Below are 20,897 nucleotides of genomic sequence, written 5' to 3' on the forward strand. Positions count from 1 at the left end.
CCGTGCCCACGTCCGCGCCGCACCCGGGCGTCACCGCCCGCGGGGGCGCAGCGGCGGGCTGACGGTGCCCGCCCCCTCGGCGATGCCCCGCAGCACCTCGTGGAGGGCCTCGACGGACGTCCGCGCCGGCCGCCAGGCCAGCTCCCGCTCGGCGCGCGTGGTGTCGAGCAGCGGCGCGGACATGCCCATGTCCAGCCACCCGGGGCCGACCGGCGCGACCCGCGCGTGCCACGCGGCGGACAGGGCCGCGCGGGCGAGCCCGACCGGCACCTCGCGCAGGCGCGCGCCCGCGACGAGCGCAGCCGCGTCGGGCCCGCGCACGACGCCGTGGCCGGCGACGTTGAACGCACCGTGCACCTGCCGCACCACCGCCTCGCGGAAGGCGTCGGCCAGGTCGTCCGCGTGCACCGCCTGGACCCGCAGCCCGCGTGGCCACGGGAGCACCGGTGCCCCGCCGTCGAGCATGCGCTGCGGCACCGCGGGACCCAGGAAGTAGCGGGCGATCTCGTGGCCGGCGTCGTGCTGGAAGACCAGGGCCGGCCGGATCCGCGCCACGACGAGCGACGTGCGGTCCTCCGTGCGGTCCAGCAGCGCCTCGACCGCCGACTTGTCCACGCTGTACGACGACGACGCGACCCCGCCGGTGGGCCACGACTCGTCGCGCGCGACGTCCCCCGGCGACGGGGAGTACGCACCGATCGACGACGCGACCACCAGGTGCGGGACGCCCGCCCGGGAGGCGGCCTGCACGACGCGGCGGGTGCCCACGACGTTCGTCGAGCGCAGCCGTGCACGGTCGTGGCTCGGCTGGATCGCCCACGCGAGGTGGACCACGGCGTCCGCGCCGGCGAACACCTCCGCGAGCCGGGCGACCACCTGCTCGTCGGAGTCGCGCGCGCCGATGTCGCACGCGACCCAGGTCGCCACGTCGTACGGCGGTGGCGGGGCCGTCCGTGGCGTGCGTCGCGCGACGGCGACCACCGACGTGAGCGTGCTGTCCGCGGCGAACCGGCGCAGCACCGCGGTCCCGACGTTGCCGCTGCCCCCGACCACGACGACCCTCATGCGCGCCCCCTTCGCGGATCCCGCCTCAGACCACCGGGTCGAGGACGACCTTGATGCACCCGTCCGCCTTGCGCTGGAAGACGTCGTACGCCTGCGGTCCCTGCTCCAGCGACACCCGGTGCGTCCGCAGGTCGGCCACCTGCAGGGGGTCCGACGGGTCCATGACCAGCGGCAGCAGGTCGTCGTACCAGCGCCGCACGTTCGCCTGGCCGAAGCGGAAGGACAGCTGGCGGTCGAAGACGTCCATCATCGGGAACGGGTCCAGGGCACCTCCGTAGACGCCGACGACGGACACGGTCGCCCCGCGACGGGCGACACCGATCGCCGTGTTCAGCGCCGCCATGCGGTCGACCGCGGCCTTCTCGATGAGCGGCCGCGCCAGCGCGTCCGGCAGGAACGACGCCGCCCGCTGTCCCGCCGCGGCGACGGGCGACCCGTGCGCCTCCATGCCCACGGCCTCGACGACGGCGTCGGCCCCCCGGCCGTGCGTCCGGTCACGCACGGCCTCGACGACGTCGTCGGTGCGGGCGGCGTCGATGACGTCCACCCCGTGCCGCGCCGCCATGCGCAGGCGCTCGGCGACGATGTCGATGCCGATGACGCGCTCGGCGCCGCGGTGCAGCGCGATGCGTGCGGCCATCTGCCCCACGGGCCCCAGGCCCACGACCGCCACGGTGCCCCCGGGCGGCACGTCGGCGTACTCCACCGCCTGCCACGCCGTGGGCAGGACGTCGGAGAGGTACAGGTACGTCTCGTCCGGCCGGCCGTCGTCCGGCACCACGACCGGGCCGTACTGCGCCTGCGGCACCCGCAGGTACTGCGCCTGGCCGCCGGGCACGCTGCCGTACAGGGACGTGTAGCCGAACAGCGCGGCGCCCTTGCCGGTGCCCTTGACCTGCGTCGTCTCGCACTGGCTCTGCAGCCCGAGCGCACACATGTGGCACGTGCCGCACGCGATGCCGAACGGGACGACGACGCGGTCCCCGACCTTCAGGCGCCGTCCCGCCTCCGGCCCGACCTCCTCGACGACGCCCATCGCCTCGTGGCCCAGGACGTCCCCCGGCGTGAGGTACGCGCCCAGCACGGAGTACAGGTGCAGGTCGGACCCGCAGACGGCCGTGGAGGTGACGCGGACGATCGCGTCGGTCGGCTCCTCGATGCGGGGGTCGGGCACGTCCTCGACCGTCACCTGCTCGCGTCCCTGCCACGTCAGTGCCCGCACCGCTCCACCACCTCGTCGCTCGTCCCTGACCTCGCGTGCCACCGTCGCACCCGCCCGGCGGGCGCGCATCCCGGGCACCGACGACCACCCGACCGGGTGTCACCCTCGCCGGGCGCGCAGGACCGACGTCGCAGCGGCGTCAGCCCTGCTCGTCCGCCATCCGCAGGAGCGTCGTGACGGTGCGCCAGTTGCGGGCCGTGCCACCCGGGCCGGGGCGTCTGGCCAGCCGGGCGGCCAGCGGGCTGCGCCCGATGCCGCCCGGCAGGTACAGGTAGACCTCGCGCCCCGCGACCGCGAGGTCCTCCGGCGCCGTGACCTCGACGTCGGGGACGCGGGCCGGCGCGGTACCGGCCAGGAAGACCACGTGGTGGTGGGTGGGGTCGTCGTCACGGCCGAGGAACGGGTTGCCGGCGACGACGCCGCGCAGCTCGTCGCGGGTCCGGACGATCACGTCGGGACCCGCCTCGAACGCCTCGGCGCACGCGGCGCGCAGCGTGGCAGCGACCTGCTCGGTGTCGGTGCCGTCGGTCGACAGCAGCACGTTCCCGCTGTTGACGTAGGTGCGGACGTCGCCGTACCCGGCGTCGGCGACGACGCGACGCAGGTCCGCCATCGGGACCTTGCCCGCACCGCCGACGTTCACCCCGCGCAGGAGCGCCACCATGACCGTCATCGACCGTCCTCCTCGTCGCCGCTCAGAACAGCGTGCCCGTGCCCGACGCGACGCACGCCTCGAGCGCCAGCAGCTCGCGCTTGCGCTCCAGGCCGCCCGAGAACCCGGTCAGCGTCCCGTCCGCGCCGATCACCCGGTGGCACGGCAGGACGATCGGCAGGTGGTTGGCGCCGTTCGCGGCACCGACCGCGCGGGCCGTCGTGCGGGGGTCCAGCCCGAGGGCGGTCGCCAGCGCGCCGTAGGTCGTCGTCGTGCCGTACGGGACCGCGCGCAGCCCCTCCCACACCCGTCGCTGGAACGCGCTGCCCCGCAGGCGCAGCGGCAGGTCGAACACCCGCCGGTCGCCCGCCAGGTAGCCCGCGAGCTGCCGCACGGCCTCCGCCAGGACCGGGTCCTCCCCCGGGTCCGCGCGCACGCCCATCGCGTCGGTCGCCGCCGACCCGTCGGCGTGCGGGAACCGCACGTCCGTCACGGCGCCGTCGGCGACGCCGACCGTCACCGGCCCGAACGGTGCGGGCACCACCGCGTACCTCGTGCTCACGTGCCCATCCTCTCCCCGCCCTCCGACAACCGGTCACCCGTAGACGCACGCCGCGGGCAGGGTGTGAGGTCACCGCACGGGCAGGGCGGCGAACACGCCGCACGCCGGCACGAGCGCCGGCACCAGCCACAGCGCGACGCGCGCGTGCTGCCGTCCCCGCCACCCCAGCAGGGCGAGGGCGACCAGCCCGGTGACGGCGAACACCACGGCGTGGCCCGGGTAGCGCAGCACGACCGCGTACCGGACGACCGCCTCGGCGAGCCACGCCGCGACGAGCACCGCGGCGCCGGCCCCGCGCTCCAGCCCCGCCTGCAGCGGTCCGGTCCGCCACCACGACCGCCCGGCGACCGCGGCGACGGCCCCGCCGGGCAGCGCGCACGCCAGCCAGATCAGGAGCCACGGCGCGCCGACGCCGATATCCCGCAGGTCGGCCGCCACGTAGTACCCGGCGACCTGCGCGACGCACGCCACGACTCCGGCGCCGAGCGCCCACCGCCACCCGCGTGCGAGGGCACCGATGCCGAACGGGACCAGGAGCCACGGGGCCACGGCGTTCGCGAGTCCCCCGAACGGGCCGAGCGGCAGGCCCTGGGCGAACGACGTGAGCGCACCGACGACCAGCCCGGCGAGCACCGCGACGGCGACCGCCTGCGGGCCGCTCGCGCCGCTCCCGCCTGTGGTGGGGCCAGGTGCGACGGGGGTCGCCGGGCCGAGGTCGGTGGAGGGGCGGGGGGCGACCGGGGGTGGCGGGCCGGAGGCGAGGGCGGTCGAGGTCGGTGGCACAGCCACAGCCTTCCCGACGCGGCGGGCGCCTGCGTCACCCCGGGGGCGGGCGCAGGTCCTGCGCGGCTCCCCCCACGGCGGGACGGGCCGGACCACCCAGGGTGGTCCGGCCCGTTCACGGACACCTCACCGCGAGGCGCGCAGGATGGCGCGCACGCCCACCGCGAGCCCGACGACGGCCGTCGCGGCAGCGGCTACGAAGCCCCAGGCCACGACCGGCGCCGTGAGGTCGCCCGCGAACAGCGCGCGCTCGGCGTCCACGACCCACCGCAGCGGGTTGGCCGCCGACGCCACCTGCATCCACCGCGGTCCGGCCTCCAGCGGCAGCAGCAGGCCCGACAGGATCATCAGCGGGAACAGGAAGGTCTGCTGCACGGCCCAGAACATCCACTCCTGCTGCCGCACGGCGATGGCCAGCGCGTAGCTGAGGGCGCCCAGGCCGACCCCCAGCACGGCGAGCAGCACGAAGCCGACGACGACGCCCACCGGGTCGGGCCGCAGCCCGAACGGCAGCATGACCAGGACCACGAGCAGCCCCTGCGCCACGAGCGGCACGACCTCCTTCAGGGCGCGGCCGACGATCTGCGACGAGCGGGACAGGGGCGTGACGAGCATGCGCTCGTACGAGCCCGACGCCATCTCGTCCTGCAGGTTGGAGCCCGTGGTGGAGGTGCCGAACAGCGTGGTCATGACCAGGACGGACGGCACGAACCACAGCCAGACGTCGGACGTCGGCAGCCCGCCGCCCGCGGACCCCACGAGCAGCGGCCCGAACAGCGCGAGGAACACCAGCGGCTGCACGAGGCCGAAGACGACGGAGAACGGCTCGCGGGCGACGGGCCGCAGCTCGCGCACGAGCACGAGCCACACGTCCGACCACCAGGTGCGCCGGGCCTCGGGGCTCGTGGCGGTGGTGGGCACGGGGGTGAGCGTCGCGGCGGTCATGCTGCGTCCGTCCCGGCGGCCGGGGCCGCCTCGTCGTCGGGGGTGGTGGCGCCCGCGTCGCGCAGGCTGCGGCCGGTCAGGGCCAGGAAGACGTCGTCGAGCGTGGGGCGCTCGACGCGCACGTCGGTGACGTCGAGGCCCGCAGCCGCGGCCGCCCGCACCACGTGCGCCGCGGCCGTCGGGGCGTCGGCCACGCGCGCGGTGACGCGTGGGCCGTCGACCGCCACCTCGCGCGCACCGGGCGCCCGGGCCACGACGCCGGCGAGCGCGGGTGCGTCCGCCGCACGGGCCACCCCGAGGACGACCCGGTCCCCCGCGAGCTCGTGCTTGAGCGCGTCGGCCGTGTCGTCGGCGATGACGCGCCCGTGGTCGACCACGACCACGCGCTCGGCCATCGTGTCGGCCTCGTCGAGGTAGTGGGTCGTCAGGACGATCGTCATGTCGTGCTCGGCGCGCAGCCGGGCGACGTGGGCCCACAGGTGGGCGCGCGTGTGCGGGTCGAGACCCGTGGACGGCTCGTCCAGGAACAGCAGCCGCGGGCCGTGGACGAGCCCCAGGGCGACGTCGACGCGCCGGCGCTGACCGCCGGACAGGCTCTCGACCTTGCGGTGCGCGAGACCCGCGAGGTCCAGCGCGTCGAGCAGGTCGTGAGCACGCGCCCGGGCCGTGCGGCCCGGCAGCCCGTGGATGCGGCCGTGCACGACGAGCTCGTCGACGACGTGCTGGTGCCTCCCGGCGCCGTTGCCCTGCCCGACGTAGCCGATGCGGCGGCGCACCGCGGCCGGGTCGGCCAGCACGTCGGCACCGGCGACCGTCGCGCTGCCGGCGGTCGGGCGGACGAGCGTCGTGAGCATGCGCATCGTGGTGGTCTTGCCGGCGCCGTTCGGGCCGAGCACCGCGACGAGCTCGCCCGGCGCGACGTCGAGGTCGACGCCGCGCACGGCGTGCACGGTCGGGGCGCGGCCGACGAGGTAGTCCTTCGTCAGGCCTCGGGTGCGGATCATGAGCGTCTCCTGGCTGTGGTGGCGCGCTGCGGATCGGACATCCCTGATGCTTCCGTGGGCAGCGGTCAGGTTCTGTCCGCTACTCGGTGGCACGCTGAGGACATGTCGTCCCCGTCGTCGCGTCTGCTCGCCCTGCTCTCGCTGCTGCAGTCGCGCCGCGACTGGCCGGGCGAGGTGCTCGCGGACCGGCTCGGCGTCAGCGCGCGCACGGTGCGGCGCGACGTGGACCGCCTGCGCGACCTCGGGTACCCGGTCCGGGCCACCAAGGGCCCCGACGGGGGCTACCGGCTGACGGACGGCAGCCGGATGCCACCGCTGCTCCTGGACGACGAGCAGGTCGTGGCGCTCTCGCTCGCGCTCCAGACCGCCCGCACGGGCGTCGACGGCATCGACGAGGCGGCGCTGCGGGCACTGACGACCTTGCGCCAGGTCATGCCCCAGCGGCTGCGCGCGGCGTCGGACGCACTCGCGGTGACGGCCGTGCCGCGCGACCGGCGCCGGGTCGGCGTCGACCAGGACGTCCTGCTCGCCGTGGGAGCGGCCGTGCGCGCACGTGCCACCCTGCGCTTCGACTACGACGGCGGCAGCCATCGGGTGCTGGGCGAGGGAGATCGGGCGTTCCGGGCTCCCCGGCGCGTCGAGCCGCACCACCTGGTCACGTGGGGCGGGCGCTGGTACCTCGTGGCGTACGACCTGGACCGCGAGGACTGGCGGACGTTCCGCGTGGACCGCATGACGCCGCGCACCCCCACGGGCCGGCGGGTCGCGCCGCGCGACGTGCCCGGCGGCGACCTGGCGGCGTTCGTCGCCGAGCGCCTGGGTGGGCGGCCCGACCTGCCCTGCCGCGGGGAGGCGGTGCTCGACATGGCAGCGGCGGACGTGACGCGCTGGGCGGGGCGCGACGCACTGGTGGAGGCGGTGGGCGTCGACCGCGCGCGCCTCGTCACGCGCGCGTGGTCGTGGGACGGCCTGGCGGCCACGCTGGGGATGTTCGGCGTCGCGTTCGAGGTCGTGGGACCGCCCGAGCTCGTCGCCGCCACGCGGCGGCTGGCCGCGCGCCACGCCGCGGCCACCACCGGGCACCCCGACCCGCGGGAGATCCCGCCGACATGACCGGTCCCGCTCCCGACGCTGGGAGCGGGACCCGGTGGAGAGCCGTCTCGCCGGCACGAGGCGTGGCGGACCCCCTGGCCCCGGAGGGCCGGACCGGCTCTCGCCGGCCCCTCGAGCTGCTGCAGGCGCGAGGGACCACCTCGCGACCCGCGCCGAGCCGGTCGCGGGTGACGCGATCGGCTGATGAGGGTGAGCATCGCACCGTCGTGTGACCGGCGCATCTCGAACGTGCGACCAGTTTGCTACCGGGGCTTTGCCCGCACGGTCGCGGGCGGCGTGTCCGACGTCGCCGCTACCGTGGCGCCGGTGCGCGCCCTCCTCGACCCCGCCCCGGCTCTCGCATCGCTCGCGGCCCGCGCGGTGCCGGGCGTCGAGGTCGTCGACGTGGCGGCCGCCACCGTGCACCGACTGGTCGACCTGGGCGCCGGGCCGGTGCCCGTGACCGCGCACCTGACCGCCGCGGGTGTCGAGATCCGGGTCGACGGGCCGGCCGCGCCCGGCTCGGCCGACCGGCTCGCGGCCCGCTGGTTCGGCCTGGCCGACGACCTCGCGGCGGTGCACGACGCGCTGGAGGCCGACCCCGTCGTCGGCCCGCTCCTCGCCGCCCGCCCGCACCTACGGGTGCCGGGACACCCCGACGGGTTCGAGGCCGCCGTCCAGGCCGTCCTCACCCAGCAGGTCTCGTTGCGGGCGGGACGTACCACCGGCGGTCGCCTCGCTGCCGCCCACGGCCGGCCGCACCCGTCGGGGCTGGTGGCGTTCCCCCGTCCCGAGGACGTGGCGGCCGTCGACCCCCTCGCGCTGCAGGCCGTGCTGCGTGTGCCGCACGCGCGCGCCCGGGCCGTGCACGCGCTCGCCCTCGCGTGCACGCAGGGCCTCACCCTCGTCCCCGGGGCACCGGCGGCCGAGGTGCGCGCCGCGCTGCTCGCCGTCCCCGGCATCGGCCCGTGGACGGCCGACGTGGTCGCGCTGCGCGCGCTGGGCGACCGCGACGCGTTCCCCTCGGGCGACCTCGTGCTCCGTCGGGCGCTGGGCGTGCCGACCGTGCGGGACGTCGCCGACGCGGGCCGCGCCTGGGCGCCGTGGCGCGCCTTCGCGGCGACGCACCTGTGGTCGTCGGCCGCCTACCCGGACTGAGCGGGACGCCCGTGCCGTGGGCCGTCCGGGTGAGCACGGCGTCGGCCCGGCGGCGATCCGGTGACGGGCGGGTCACGATCCAGGCGTCGGGTACCACGGGGGGCACCGCGTCCCTAGCGTGCCGCCATGACGAGACGCACCCGCACCGTCCTGGCCGGTCTGCTCGTGATCGCCGCGCTCGGCGCCTGCAGCGCCGGCAGCGACGAGTCCGGCATCACGGCCGAGGGGGCCGCGGACAGCTCGGCCGGCGACGTGGTGGCCCGTGCCGGCTCGGCCGACGGCGGGACGGCGGCCGGCGCCGACGGGGCTGCTGCCGCCGACGCCCAGCAGGTCGTGCAGACGGCTCGCGCGACCCTGCTCGCGCCGGACCCCGTGGCGGCGGCGCACGACGTCGTCGCGCTGGTGGTGCGTCTCGACGGCCGCGTCGACGCGCGGTACGAGCGTTCCGGCACCGACGGGCACGACCCCGGCAGCGCGACCCTCACGCTGCGCGTGCCGTCCGCGGCGATGCCCACGCTGTCCGACGACCTCGCCGAGATCGGCCAGGTCCGCGAGTTCGCGGTCGAGACCGAGAACGTCACGACGGCGGCGCAGGACCTCGACGCACGCATCACCGCGACTGAGCTGTCGGTCGACCGCATGGGGGCACTGCTCGCCCGCGCGGCGTCGAGCAGCGAGATCATCGAGGCCGAGAGCGCGCTGACCGAGCGGCAGGCGAACCTCGAACGGCTCCGCTCGGAGCGGGCGGGGCTGGCGGACCGGGTCGCGCTGTCCACGGTCGACGTCGAGATCTACGCCCCCGAGCGGGCTCCCGAGCCCGACCCGGGCCCGCCGACGTTCCTCGACGGGCTGGCGACCGGGTGGACCGGTTTCGTCGCGACCGTGCGCACGTTCCTGCACGTCGTGGGCGTGCTGCTGCCGTGGCTCGTCGTCGCGGGCCTCGCGGGCGCCGCCGTCCTGGTGTGGCGCCGGCGCCGGGCGGCCGTCCCGCTGCCGCCCGCGGACGGGGCGTCGGGGGACCCCGCGGCCCGCGCCTGAGCCTCACGCAGGCCCGAAGGTCCCGCGGCGGATCGCGGCTCCGGTCGTAATCTCTTGGTAAAGGGCAGACCGTGCCGCGCCTTCCAGCGCTGCCGACTGCCCGCCGGGTGGCGCCTCGACGGGTGACCGCGCCCGGTCCCCGAGGCGAAGGAGCTGCCATGAGCGTCACCGTGACCGGTCCCCTGGCGGACGTGTCAGTCGCACCCGAGGTGCGGGCGGCACTGGAGGCCAGCCCGCGCGTCGTGATCCCGGCGACCCGCGACGAGCTGTACCGACTGGCACTGGGCCCCGAGGGCGGCCCGGTCTTCACCGTCGAGTACGACGTGAACGGCGAGATGGTGCCGGAGGCCACCGTCACCCGCTGCCGCAACGGGGTGGCGGTGAACTACCCCGAGGACTACATGCGACGTCGGGACCCCGACTGCATGCGCATCGCCGACGACCTGCCGACGGACAAGCCGCGGTACCGCGACGTGTTCGACGCCGAGTTCGACCCGACGCGCACCGAGACGCTCGAGTGGCTCGCCACGCAGGAGCTCGTCGTCGTGCCGTTCAAGGCCGGCGGGCCGCAGTTCGGCTACCCGTCGCTCGCGATCGTGCCCCTGAACAGCGCCTTCTTCGCGCTCACGCTCGTGGACCTGCAGGGCTGGGTGACGTTCGACGAGATCGGCCCGTTCACCCCGCGCTCGATCCTGTACGTCGCTCCCCCGTTCCGGCACACGCACTTCGGCGGCCGGCAGGTCGTCGTCCACAACCGCTCGCACGAGCTGCACGAGGTGTGGGCGTACAACCTGTACCCGGGGCCGAGCGCCAAGAAGGGCGTGTTCTCGGTGCTGCTCGACATCGGCGAGCAGGAGGGCTGGCTCACCGCGCACGCGTCGAGCGTGCGCGTGACCACGCCGTACGAGAACGAGACCGTGATCATGCACGAGGGTGCGTCGGGCGGCGGCAAGTCCGAGATGTGCCAGGAGATCCGCCGCGAGGACGACGGCCGCATCCTCGTCGGCACCAACGTCGTGCGGCAGGAGCCGTACCACATCACCCTCGGGGAGACGTCGTCGCTGGCGCCCGTCACGGACGACATGACGCTGTGCCACCCGTCGGTGCAGAAGGGCAACGGGCGTCTCGTGGTCGCCGACGCCGAGGCCGGCTGGTTCGTCCGGGTGGACAACCTGACGAGCTACGGCGAGGACCCGGCGTTCGAGCGCGCGGTCATCCAGCCGGAGGAGCCGCTGCTCTTCCTGTCGATCGACGGCGTGCCCGACGCGACCGCGCTGCCGTGGGAGCACACGCGTGACTCCAACGGCAAGCCGTGCCCCAACCCGCGCGTCGTGATCCCGCGGACCTTCGTCAAGAACGTCATCTCCGAGCCCAAGGAGGTCGACGTCCGCACGTTCGGCGTCCGGATGCCGCTGTGCACCCGCGACAACCCGACCTACGGGATCATGGGGATGATGCACATCATCCCGCCGTCGCTGGCGTGGGTGTGGCGCCTGATCGCCCCGCGCGGGGACAAGAACCCGTCGATCGGTGAGAGCAAGGACGTCAAGAAGGCGCTCAAGCACGGCGGCATGGTCGCCGAGGGCGTCGGCTCCTACTGGCCGTTCTCGACGGGCACCAAGGTCGCGGCCGCGAACCTGCTGCTCCGCCAGATCGTCGAGAACGACCGCACCCGCTACGTGCTGACGCCCAACCAGCACATCGGCGCGTACAAGGTCGGGTTCTCCGCCGAGTGGCTCACCCGCGAGTACCTCGCGCGGCGCGGCGGCGGGCGGATCCAGCCCGAGCAGCTGACGCCGGCGCGCTGCCCGCTGTTCGGGTACCGGCCCAAGGAGATCAAGCTCGACGGGCAGCAGATCCGCCCGACCCTCCTGCAGCCGGAGTACCAGTCGCAGGTGGGCCTGGAGGCGTACGACACGGGCGCGAAGATCCTCACGGACTTCTTCCGCGCCGAGCTCGAGCAGTTCCTCACCGACGACCTGGACCCGCTGGGCCGCCAGATCATCGAGGTGGTCCTGCGCGGCGGTGGCGTCGAGGAGTACGAGCAGCTCACGCCGCTGTACGTCTGACGGGAGCACGTCGGGCGCACCGCAGCCCACGCACCACCAGCACGGCCGGGGCCGCACCCACCTGTGGGGGCGGCCCCGCGCTGTGTCGCGACCGCATCCGGCGTGTCACGATGCAGGAGGACGCCGGATCCCTGCCACCTGCCCGAGGTGTCGCATGACGAGCACGGCCCACGACCGCCCGCGACGCAGCGCCGGCGCCGACTTCCTCACCGACCTGGGCGAGTACCGCCCGTATGCCGAGGACGCGCACGAGGTCCTCGACCGGCTCGGCACCACGACCGGGGGCCTGACGTCCGGTGAGGCCGCCGTCCGGCTCGACACCGTCGGTCCCAACCGCCTGCCGACGGCCCCGCGTCCGCACGTCCTGGCCCGGTTCCTCTCGCACTTCGACGACGTGCTCATCTACATCCTGCTCGCCGCCGCCGTCCTCAAGGCGTTCCTCGGCGACTGGGTCGACTTCACCGTCATCCTCGTCGTCGCCGTGGTGAACGCGCTGGTCGGCTTCCTGCAGGAGGGGCAGGCCGAGCGCGCGCTCGACGGCATCCGCACGATGCTGTCGCTGTCCGCGACGGTGCGGCGCGACGGCGAGTGGACGGACGTCGACTCGCAGGACCTGGTGCCGGGCGACGTCGTGCGCGTGCGGTCCGGGGACAAGGTGCCCGCCGACCTGCGGCTCGTCCAGGCCACGAACCTGCAGGTGGACGAGTCGGCGCTGACGGGCGAGTCGGTCCCCGCGGCCAAGGACGTCGCACCGGTCGGCACCGACGCGGGCGTCGGGGACCGCACGAGCATGCTCTTCTCGGGGACGATCGTCGCGGCGGGCACGGGCCTGGGCGTCGTGACGTCCACGGGTGCGGGGACGGAGATCGGGCGCATCCAGTCGCTCATCGCGGACGTCGACGCCCTCGAGACGCCGCTCAAGCGCCAGCTCGGCCGCCTCGGGACGCTGCTGTCGCGCGGCATCCTGGTCATGGCGTTCGCGATGCTGGTCATCGGGCGCGTCATCCACGACTTCGAGCTGCCGGACCTCGTGTCGGCCGCCATCGGGTTCGCGGTCGCCGCCGTGCCCGAGGGCCTGCCCGCGCTGGTGACCATCACCCTCGCGCTCGGCGTGCAGCAGATGGCCCGCCGCAACGCCATCACCCGCAAGCTGCCCGCGGTCGAGGCGCTCGGCTCGGTGACCACCATCTGCTCGGACAAGACCGGCACGCTGACGAAGAACGAGATGACGGCGCGCACGGTGGTCACGGCCGAGCACCGGTACGACGTCGAGGGCCTGGGGTACCAGCCGACCGGCGGGGTGACGCTGGCGGGCGCACCGGCACCCCTCGCGGAGCACGCGGACCTGCGGGCGCTCGTGCTGGCCGGGGCGCTGTGCAACGACGCCCGCGTGACGGCGGACGACGCCGGTCGCTGGGGTGTCGTCGGCCAGCCCACCGAGGGCGCGCTGCGGACCCTCGCGCTGAAGACCGACGCCGACACGTCAGGTGCACGGCGCGTCGCCGCCGTGCCGTTCGAGTCGGCGAACAAGTTCTCCGCGACGCTCGACCTGCTGCCGGACGGGGACCTGCGCGTGCACGCCCTGGGGGCCCCCGACCGGCTGCTCGACCGCGCGACGACACAGCGCGGGCCGTCCGGCGAGGCCGTGCCGCTGGACCGTGAGCACTGGGAGCGCGCGGTCGACGAGCTCGGCAGCCGCGGGCTGCGCGTCCTGGCGACGGCCGAGCGGCCCGCGGCACCCGGGACGGCCACCCTCGACCTGGACGACGTCACGTCCCTGACCCTCCTCGGCCTCGTCGGGATCGTCGACCCGCCGCGCCCCGAGGCCGTGGCGGCCATCGCCGACTGCCACCGCGCGGGGATCGCGGTGAAGATGATCACCGGCGACCACGCGGGCACAGCCGTCGCCATCGCGCGCGAGCTCGGGATCGTCCGGCACGGCGGGGACGTCGAGGCGCTGACGGGCGCCGAGCTGGAGGCGATGAGCCAGGAGCAGCTGCGCACCCGGGTGCAGGACGTGGACGTGTACGCGCGCACCAGCCCGGAGCACAAGATCCGGATCGTGCGCGCGCTGCAGTCGCACCGCGAGGTCGTCGCGATGACCGGCGACGGCGTCAACGACGCCCCGGCCCTGACGCGCGCCGACGTCGGCATCGCGATGGGCATCAAGGGCACCGAGGCGACCAAGGAGGCCGCGGAGATCGTCCTGGCCGACGACAACTTCGCGACCATCGAGCGGGCCGTCGAGGAGGGGCGGCGGATCTACGACAACATCCGCAAGTCCGTCGTCTTCCTGCTGCCCACGAACGGCGCGCAGTCGCTGGTGATCCTCGTCGCCGTGCTGTTCGGGCTCGCGCTGCCGCTGACCCCCGTGCAGATCCTGTGGGTCAACCTCGTCACCGCGATCACGCTGTCCCTCGCCCTGGCCTACGAGCCGGCGGAGCCCGGGATCATGGACCGCCCGCCACGGTCGCCGAAGGAGCCGGTGCTGTCGCGGCCGGCCCTCGCGGTGGTGGTGTGGGCGTCGCTGCTCATCGGTGGGGCGACGCTGGGCGTCTTCCTGGTGGAGAAGCAGCTCGGCGCGGCCGACGGGGTGGCGCAGACCTCGGCCGTCACAATGCTCGCGCTGGGGCAGATGGCGTTCCTGTTCTCGTGCCGGTTCCTCAACGGCTCGTCGCTGACCTGGCGAGTGGTGCGGGGCAACCGCGTGGTGTGGATCGCGGTCGGTGCGCTGCTCGTGCTGCAGCTCGTCTTCAACTACGCGCCGTTCATGCACTCCTGGTTCGGCTCCGCGCCCATCGGGCTGCGGGACTGGGGACTGACGGTGGTCATCGCGCTCGGGGTGTTCCTGCTCAGCGAGGCGGGGAAGGCGGTCGCGCACCGCATGCGTGCCTGAGCCACGGCCAGCCCGGCCGCGGCGACGAGCACGACGAGCGCCGCGGGCAGCGGCACCGCCGAGGCACCGGACCGCGCGACGACCGCGCTGCCCGCCGCGGCACCCACCGCGACGCCCAGGTTGAGCACGACGGGGATCAGCGCACCCGCCGTCGTGCGCAGCCGCTCGCCCGCGCGCCGCATGATCTCGGTCTGCGCGAGGGCCGGGAGGGCGCCGGTGGCGGCGCCCCACAGCACGACGACACCCACCGCCGACGCGAGGTGCGCCGTCGCGAGCGGCACGAGGGCCAGCGCGACCGCCGTCAGCGCGCCGGCGGTCGGCAGCGCGAGCGCGACGCGGGCCGCGGGCAGGCGCCCCACTACGGCCAGCCCTCCCGCCGACGCGAGCCCGAACACGAGCAGCAGCGTGGGCACGCCGCCGGGGAGCGCCGTCGCGGGGGCCGCCAGCAGCCGCGTGACGAACGTGTAGGCCGCGAAGTGGCCCACCAGCAGCAGGCCCACGAGCCCGGTGGTCGTGGCCACGCGACCCAGGACCGTGCGCACCGGCGGGTCGTCGGGCGCGGCGCCGGCCGGTGACGCGACGTGCGCACCGGCCGCCGGGACCGCGACCCGCACGGCCACCGCGGCGAGGACGGCGACGACGGCGAGACCCGCGAAGGCCGCGCGCCAGCCGGTCGCCGCGGCCACCACCCCGGCGAGGGGCACCCCGACGACGGTGCCGAGCGTCGCACCACCGAGCACGACGGCGACCGCAGGCGCCAGCCGGTCGCCCGGCACCAGGTCGGCGGTGTGCGCGTTGACGCTCGCCCACAGCAGCCCGCAGGCGGCGGCCCCCAGCAGGCGCGCCGCCAGCACGAGCGGGTAGTCGGGTGCCGCCGCGGTGAGCGCGGCCGACACGGCGAGCGCGGCCATCGCGACCACGATGACGTCGCGCCGCCCCCACCGGGCGGCCAGGCGCACGAGGGGGAAGCTGACGACGACGACCGCGAGCGCCCAGGCCGACACGAGCACGCCGACGCGGTCGGGCGTCGTGCCGAGGTCGGCGGCCATCTGCGGCAGCACGGCGGTCGGCAGCATCTCGGCGGTGACCATGACGAACGTGCCCGCGGCGAGGACGAGCAGGCTCCGGCGGAGGGTGTCCATGAGCGCGACGCTAGACTTTGACACCAGTGTGAAGGTCAAGGGTGCGACGACGGGGGCGGCGACGTGCGGATCGGCGAGCTGGCGCGCAGGACGGGGGTCGCGACACGACTGCTGCGCTACTACGAGGAGCAAGGGCTGCTCTCGCCCGCGCGAGGCTCGAACGCCTACCGCGAGTACGGCGAGGACGACGTCGCACGCGTCGAGCGCGTCGCGGGCCTGGTGCGGGCGGGCGTGCCCACGCGCCTGGTCCGGGTGATCCTCGACCTCGAGGCGGCCCAGGAGACGGACCTGCCGGCGTCCTGCCCCCGGACGGTCGCCGAGATGCTCGCCCAGGAGCTGGAGGGCCTCGACCAGCGCATCGCGTGCCTGACCGCGAGCCGGGCGACCCTGCACGACTACCTCGTGCGCACGGAGCACGCGGTGCTGCTGCGGGACGCGGCGCGGGCCTGACGCGGCCGCTCACGCCGGCGTGCGCTCCGGCGGGACGAACCAGCTCACCGACCGCGCGACGTCGCCCGCCCGCAGCCACGTGTGACGCTCCGAGCGCGGGTCGGCGTCGTGCTCGCGCCACGCGACCATGACGTGCGTACGCGTCCACCGGATCGCGCGCGCCGCCCGCCACTCCTCGGCCCCGTCCGACCACACCAGCCGCACGACGACCGCCACGTCACCCTGCGGGCGCGTCGGGATGCCGTCGGGGACCTCGCTGTTCGCGACGTCGCGGGCCGGGGGTCGAGGTGGGGCGGGGCGGTCGGGCATGGTCCGATCCTACTCGAACACGTGTTCGAGCGAACCTGTCCGCTGCCGGGATTCACCCGTCGTCGGACACCGTCACGCGAGCTGGTTGATGCGCACCATGTTCCCCGCCGGGTCGCGGAAGGCGCAGTCGCGGGTCCCGTACGGCTGGTCCATGGGCTCCTGGACGACCTCGGCGCCGCCGGCCTGCACCTTCTCGAACGCCGCGTCGACGTCGGACGCCGCCAGCACGATCGACGCGTACGAGCCCTTCGCCATGAGCTCGGCGATGGTGTGCCGCTCGTCGTCGGTGATGCCGGGGTCGGCGGCCGGCGGGTGCAGCACGATCGACGTCTGCGGCTGCGCGGGCGGGCCGACGGTGATCCAGCGCATGTCGCCGTAGCCGACGTCGTTGCGCACGTCGAAGTCCAGGACGTCGCGGTAGAACGCGAGCGAGGCCTCGGGGTCGTCGGCGGGGAGGAACGTGTAGTGGATGTAGAGGTCCATGCCACCCACGCTAGGAGGACGCTCCCGTCCCCGGCTTCTCGGATCCTGACCGATCCCGCCGCGGCCGCATGACCTGCTTGGCGACGCAGGACGGGATGCCCGCGCCGTCCCCCGTGGCGATCTGGCGGTACCGGCCGGGCGGGATCCCGACGAGCTCGGTGAACCGCGTGCTGAACGTGCCCAGCGACCCGCAGCCGACGGCGAAGCACACGTCCGTCACCGACAGGTCCCCCCGCCGCAGGAGCGTCATCGCCCGCTCGATGCGACGCGTCATGAGGTAGCTGTAGGGCGACTCGCCGAACGCCGCCCGGAACCGCCGGCTCAGGTGGCCGGCGGACATGTGCGCCCCGCGCGCGAGCGCCTCGACGTCCAGCGGCTGGGCGTAGTCGCGGTCGATGCGGTCCCGCACGGCCCGCAGCGCGCGCAGCTCGCGCAGCCGGGCGTCGGCGTCGGCAGCCATGGGAAGAGCCTGCCGCGCGGAGCGCGCCGTGCCCAGCCCTCGAGCGGGTGCACCCGGGCAGGTGTGTCAGGGTGAGCGCCGGGACGCACGGCGCGTGGTGCGAGCAGCGCCGTGCACCACCCGGCCACCGCGCGGGAACCGGCGCAGGCCGGCGGGCGTTCATGCTGCGTCCCGCACCCACCGACCGGAGAGACGATGGACCCCGACAGTCCCAGCCACAGTCCCCTGCCCCACCCCTGTGACGCGCCGACGGCGCACCGGGAGGTGGGGACCTGATGTGGGTGCTCACGCTCCTCGTCGGTGTGGTCGTCGTCCTGGCGATCACCGCTGTGACCGCGTACTTCGTGGCGCAGGAGTTCGGCTACATGTCGGTCGACCGCTCGCGGCTCGCCGCGCGCGCCGAGGCCGGTGACGAGGGCGCGCGCAAGGCGCTCGACGTCACGCGCCGCACGTCCTTCATGCTGTCCGGTGCGCAGCTGGGCATCACCGTCACCGGGCTGCTCGTCGGCTACGTGGCAGAGCCGCTCATCGGTGAGTCCCTCGGTGAGGCGTTCGGCCTGGTGAACGTGCCCACGGGCGTCGGCGTCGCCGTCGGCACCGTGCTGGCGCTGCTGTTCTCCACGTTCGTGCAGATGCTCTTCGGCGAGCTGTTCCCCAAGAACCTCGCGATCGCACGCCCCGAGCCCACGGCCGTCCGCCTGGCGACCTCGACGATCTGGTACCTGCGCGGCTTCGGGTGGCTCATCCGCGTCTTCGACGCCGCGTCCAACGCGCTGCTGAAGGTGCTGGGCATCGAGCCCGTGCACGACGTCGAGCACTCGGCCACCGCACGCGACCTCGAGCACATCGTCGCGGACTCCGCCGACCTGCCCCGCGACCTGTCGGTCCTGCTCGACCGCATCCTCGACTTCCCCGCCAGCGACGTCGAGCACGCCATGGTCCCGCGCTCGCGCGTCGACACGGTCACCCCCGACACGGGCGTCGCCCGCCTGCGCGAGCTCATGTCCGACGGGCACTCGCGCTACCCCGTGCTCGACGACGAGACCGTGACCGGCGTGGTGCACCTGCCCGACGTGCTGCGCAGCACGGACCCGACCGCGACCGCGGGCACGCTGCAGCGGCCGCCCGCGCTCGTCCCCGAGTCGATGTCGCTGCCCGACGCGGTGCGCGTCCTCGTCGCTTCCGACAACCAGCTCGCCGTCGTCATCGACGAGTACGGCGGCTTCGCGGGCACGCTGTCCGTGGAGGACGTCGCCGAGGAGCTCGTCGGCGAGATCCACGACGAGCACGACCCGCTCGACGCGGCCGACCTGACCCGGCAGGACGACGGGTCCTGGCTCGTCGCCGGCGACGTGCACGTCGACGAGGTCGAGCGCACCCTGGAGCACGACCTGCCGCGGGACGACTACGAGACCATCGCCGGCCTGACGATCGACGCCCACGGCGCGCTGCCGCCGCTCGGCACGGTCGTCGAGGTGCCGCTGGCCCCGGACCCGGCGCACCTCGTGGACGACGCCGAGCCGCTGCCCCTCGTGCTGCGCATCGAGGTCCTGCGCATCGAGCGGCACGTGCCCTCCCGGGTGCGGCTGACCATCGAGCCCGCCACGGCGGGCGCCGGCACGCACGAGGAGGCGGACCGATGAGCAACCCCTGGGTCGTCGTCGCGACGACCGTCGCGATCATCGCGCTGTCCGCGTTCTTCGTCGCCGTCGAGTTCGCCATGCTCGCCGCGCGCCGCCACCGGTTCGAGGACGCGGCCGCCACGAGCCGCTCCGCACGCGCCGCCCTGCGCAGCTCCCACGAGCTGACGGTGCTGCTCGCCGGCGCCCAGCTCGGCATCACCGCGTGCACGCTCGCGCTCGGGGCCATCACCAAGCCCGCCGTGCACCACTGGCTCACGCCGCTGTTCGCGTCGTGGGGCCTGCCCGCGGTCCCGGCCGACGTCGTGGGCTTCGTGCTCGCGCTGGTCATCGTGACGTTCCTGCACCTGGTGGTCGGCGAGATGGCCCCGAAGTCGTGGGCGATCGCCCACCCGGAGGCGTCCGCCGAGCTGCTGGCGCTGCCGATGCGCGGCTTCATGTGGGCCGTGCGGCCCGTGCTGCGGGCGCTCAACGAGGCGGCGAACGGCCTGCTGCGACGCGTCGGCATCGAGCCGGTCGACGAGATGACGGCGGGCACGGACCCGGCGTCGCTGCGTCACCTCGTCGAGCACTCCGCGAACGTCGGCGCGCTGGACGCCGCGTTCTCCACGCAGCTCTCGCAGGCGCTGGAGCTGCAGCGCATGAAGGTCCGCGACCTGGCCGACCCCGCGTCGGTCCCGGTCACGGTGCCGACGTCCGCCACGGTCGCGGACGTGCAGCGCGCGTCCCTCGACAGCGGGCACCTGCGCATCCTCGTGGGCGACGACGGGGCCGTGTCGGGGGTCGTGCACGTGCGCGACACCCTGATGACCGACCCCGCGCAGCCGGCGACGCCGTTCGTCCGGCCGGCGTACGAGCTGCCGGGCGACACGCTCGTCGCCACCGCGTTCGCCGGGATGCGCGAGGGACGCCACCACCTGGCGATCGTGACCGGTGGGGAGCGTCCGCTCGTCGTGACGCTCACCGACGTCGTCGCGCGGCTGCTGCCGCAGACGACCGGCACGGCCGCCTGAGCCGGCGGCGTGCGGGCCGCACCGGACGGCCCGCACGCCCCGGCGCGCCGTCCCCGCGCACCGTCCCCCGGCGGGTGAGAGTGGTGCCGTGCACGCGCGGCGGGACGTCGACGACGGGCGCCGTCCGCGGCACCCGTACTTCCGCGACCCCTCGGGCGTCGTGGCGCTCGCCCACCGGGGCTTCGCGCTCGACGGGCGGGAGAACGCCCTGCCGGCGTTCGCCGCAGCCGTGGACCTGGGCTTCCGGTACGTCGAGACCGACGCGCACGCGACCTCGGACCACGTCGCCGTCGCGCTGCACGACGAGACCCTGGACCGCACGACCGACGCCACGGGCCTGGTCCGCGAGCTGCCGTGGTCCGTGGTGGGCCGTGCGCGCATCGGCGGCGTCGACCCCGTGCCGCGCCTCGACGACGTGCTGGGCACGTGGCCGGACCTGCGCGTCAACATCGACGTCAAGAGCGAGCACGCGATGGCGCCCGTGGCCGAGACGATCGAGCGCACCGCCGCCCACGACCGGGTGTGCGTGACGTCGTTCTCCGCGGCCCGCCGGCGCGGGACGCTCGCGCTGCTGAGCAGGCCGGTGGCGACGTCGGCGGCGACGGCGGAGGTCGTGGGGTTCCTCGCGGCGCACCGCGCGCACGTGCCCCGGCTGGCGGCCCGGGCGCTGCGCGACGTGGACGCGCTGCAGGTGCCGGTGGCCCAGGGGCGCGTCACGGTCGTGGACGCCGGCACGGTCGCCACCGCGCACGCCGCGGGCCGGGACGTGCACGTGTGGACGGTCAACGACCCGGCCGAGATGCACCGGCTGCTCGACCTGGGCGTCGACGGCCTGGTCACCGACCGCGCGGACCTCCTGCGCGACGTCCTGCGCACCCGAGGCCTCTGGCCCTGACCCCCTCTCTCTCCCCCTC

At 75.2% G+C, this 20,897-nt stretch carries 19 protein-coding genes and 1 pseudogene; 9 read left to right on the forward strand and 11 right to left on the reverse strand.

Translation table 11 applies throughout. From position 1 onward, the window contains the following. Positions 1 to 30: 30 nt before the first annotated feature. The 7 genes from NP075_RS12635 to NP075_RS12665 all read right to left on the reverse strand — a co-directional run bounded on the left by NP075_RS12635 (position 31) and on the right by NP075_RS12665 (position 6,233). On the reverse strand, positions 31 to 1,065 hold the full coding sequence (locus NP075_RS12635) for an NAD-dependent epimerase/dehydratase family protein (RefSeq protein WP_227565526.1): 1,035 nt from the start codon (positions 1,063 to 1,065) through the stop codon (positions 31 to 33). A 25-nt stretch (positions 1,066 to 1,090) separates the two neighbouring features. Then, on the reverse strand, positions 1,091 to 2,287 hold the full coding sequence (locus NP075_RS12640) for a zinc-dependent alcohol dehydrogenase (RefSeq protein WP_227565527.1): 1,197 nt from the start codon (positions 2,285 to 2,287) through the stop codon (positions 1,091 to 1,093). Positions 2,288 to 2,426: 139 nt separating this feature from the next. Further along, complete coding sequence (locus NP075_RS12645) at positions 2,427 to 2,960, reverse strand: DUF1697 domain-containing protein (protein WP_227565528.1); 534 nt, start codon at positions 2,958 to 2,960, stop codon at positions 2,427 to 2,429. 22 nt (positions 2,961 to 2,982) lie between these two features. Further along, positions 2,983 to 3,501: a methylated-DNA--[protein]-cysteine S-methyltransferase gene (locus tag NP075_RS12650; protein WP_227565529.1), complete on the reverse strand. Its 519-nt coding sequence runs from the start codon at positions 3,499 to 3,501 to the stop codon at positions 2,983 to 2,985. 69 nt (positions 3,502 to 3,570) lie between these two features. Then, a complete protein-coding gene (locus tag NP075_RS12655; RefSeq protein WP_227565530.1) occupies positions 3,571 to 4,284 on the reverse strand; it encodes a DUF6518 family protein in 714 nt (237 codons plus the stop codon). Positions 4,285 to 4,410: 126 nt separating this feature from the next. After that, positions 4,411 to 5,229 carry an ABC transporter permease gene (locus tag NP075_RS12660; RefSeq protein WP_227565531.1) on the reverse strand — a complete coding sequence of 273 codons (819 nt, stop codon included), beginning with the start codon at positions 5,227 to 5,229 and terminating at the stop codon, positions 4,411 to 4,413. Further along, entirely contained in the window at positions 5,226 to 6,233 is a 1,008-nt protein-coding gene (locus NP075_RS12665) for an ATP-binding cassette domain-containing protein (protein WP_227565532.1), read from the reverse strand. The genes NP075_RS12660 and NP075_RS12665 overlap by 4 nt, the downstream gene beginning before the upstream one ends. A 102-nt stretch (positions 6,234 to 6,335) precedes the next feature. Between NP075_RS12665 and NP075_RS12670 the strand changes: the two genes are divergently transcribed. The 5 genes from NP075_RS12670 (at position 6,336) to NP075_RS12690 (ending at position 14,486) form a co-directional block, all read left to right on the forward strand. Then, on the forward strand, positions 6,336 to 7,346 hold the full coding sequence (locus NP075_RS12670) for a helix-turn-helix transcriptional regulator (protein ID WP_227565533.1): 1,011 nt from the start codon (positions 6,336 to 6,338) through the stop codon (positions 7,344 to 7,346). Between the two features lie 189 nt (positions 7,347 to 7,535). Continuing rightward, positions 7,536 to 8,483, forward strand: a complete 948-nt coding sequence (locus NP075_RS12675; protein ID WP_256791059.1) for a DNA-3-methyladenine glycosylase family protein — start codon at positions 7,536 to 7,538, stop codon at positions 8,481 to 8,483. A 126-nt stretch (positions 8,484 to 8,609) separates the two neighbouring features. Next, positions 8,610 to 9,521 carry a DUF4349 domain-containing protein gene (locus NP075_RS12680; protein ID WP_227565535.1) on the forward strand — a complete coding sequence of 304 codons (912 nt, stop codon included), beginning with the start codon at positions 8,610 to 8,612 and terminating at the stop codon, positions 9,519 to 9,521. Between the two features lie 158 nt (positions 9,522 to 9,679). Further along, complete coding sequence (locus NP075_RS12685; RefSeq protein WP_227565536.1) at positions 9,680 to 11,590, forward strand: DUF4914 family protein; 1,911 nt, start codon at positions 9,680 to 9,682, stop codon at positions 11,588 to 11,590. A gap of 154 nt (positions 11,591 to 11,744) precedes the next feature. After that, the gene (locus NP075_RS12690) at positions 11,745 to 14,486 is read left to right on the forward strand and encodes a cation-translocating P-type ATPase (protein ID WP_227565537.1); all 2,742 of its coding nucleotides are present in this window, start codon (positions 11,745 to 11,747) and stop codon (positions 14,484 to 14,486) included. Positions 14,487 to 14,596: 110 nt separating this feature from the next. Here NP075_RS12690 and NP075_RS12695 read toward each other — a convergent pair. Further along, positions 14,597 to 15,628 (reverse strand): annotated as a pseudogene (locus tag NP075_RS12695) (MFS transporter); the annotation flags it as partial. Between the two features lie 63 nt (positions 15,629 to 15,691). On the opposite strand from NP075_RS12695, the gene NP075_RS12700 reads away from it, so the two are divergent. Continuing rightward, on the forward strand, positions 15,692 to 16,078 hold the full coding sequence (locus tag NP075_RS12700; RefSeq protein ID WP_227565538.1) for a MerR family transcriptional regulator: 387 nt from the start codon (positions 15,692 to 15,694) through the stop codon (positions 16,076 to 16,078). A 9-nt stretch (positions 16,079 to 16,087) separates the two neighbouring features. Here the strand turns inward: NP075_RS12700 and NP075_RS12705 are convergent, their stop codons facing one another. The 3 genes from NP075_RS12705 to NP075_RS12715 all read right to left on the reverse strand — a co-directional run bounded on the left by NP075_RS12705 (position 16,088) and on the right by NP075_RS12715 (position 17,330). Then, positions 16,088 to 16,387, reverse strand: a complete 300-nt coding sequence (locus NP075_RS12705; protein ID WP_227565539.1) for a hypothetical protein — start codon at positions 16,385 to 16,387, stop codon at positions 16,088 to 16,090. Positions 16,388 to 16,459: 72 nt separating this feature from the next. After that, positions 16,460 to 16,870 carry a VOC family protein gene (locus NP075_RS12710; RefSeq protein ID WP_227565540.1) on the reverse strand — a complete coding sequence of 137 codons (411 nt, stop codon included), beginning with the start codon at positions 16,868 to 16,870 and terminating at the stop codon, positions 16,460 to 16,462. 10 nt (positions 16,871 to 16,880) lie between these two features. Then, positions 16,881 to 17,330 carry a helix-turn-helix transcriptional regulator gene (locus NP075_RS12715; protein ID WP_227565541.1) on the reverse strand — a complete coding sequence of 150 codons (450 nt, stop codon included), beginning with the start codon at positions 17,328 to 17,330 and terminating at the stop codon, positions 16,881 to 16,883. 275 nt (positions 17,331 to 17,605) lie between these two features. Here NP075_RS12715 and NP075_RS12720 point away from each other — a divergent pair, with 275 nt between their 5' ends. From NP075_RS12720 to NP075_RS12730, 3 genes are all read left to right on the forward strand, one after another. Next, complete coding sequence (locus NP075_RS12720) at positions 17,606 to 18,973, forward strand: hemolysin family protein (RefSeq protein ID WP_227565542.1); 1,368 nt, start codon at positions 17,606 to 17,608, stop codon at positions 18,971 to 18,973. Next, positions 18,970 to 19,983, forward strand: coding sequence for a CNNM domain-containing protein (locus tag NP075_RS12725; RefSeq protein ID WP_227565543.1), 1,014 nt, complete (start codon positions 18,970 to 18,972; stop codon positions 19,981 to 19,983). The genes NP075_RS12720 and NP075_RS12725 overlap by 4 nt, the downstream gene beginning before the upstream one ends. Positions 19,984 to 20,071: 88 nt before the next feature. Beyond that, positions 20,072 to 20,878 carry a glycerophosphodiester phosphodiesterase family protein gene (locus NP075_RS12730; RefSeq protein ID WP_227565545.1) on the forward strand — a complete coding sequence of 269 codons (807 nt, stop codon included), beginning with the start codon at positions 20,072 to 20,074 and terminating at the stop codon, positions 20,876 to 20,878. Positions 20,879 to 20,897: the final 19 nt, after the last annotated feature.

The organism is Cellulomonas wangsupingiae (genome assembly GCF_024508275.1).
GTDB classification, from domain to species: Bacteria; Actinomycetota; Actinomycetes; order Actinomycetales; family Cellulomonadaceae; genus Cellulomonas; species Cellulomonas wangsupingiae.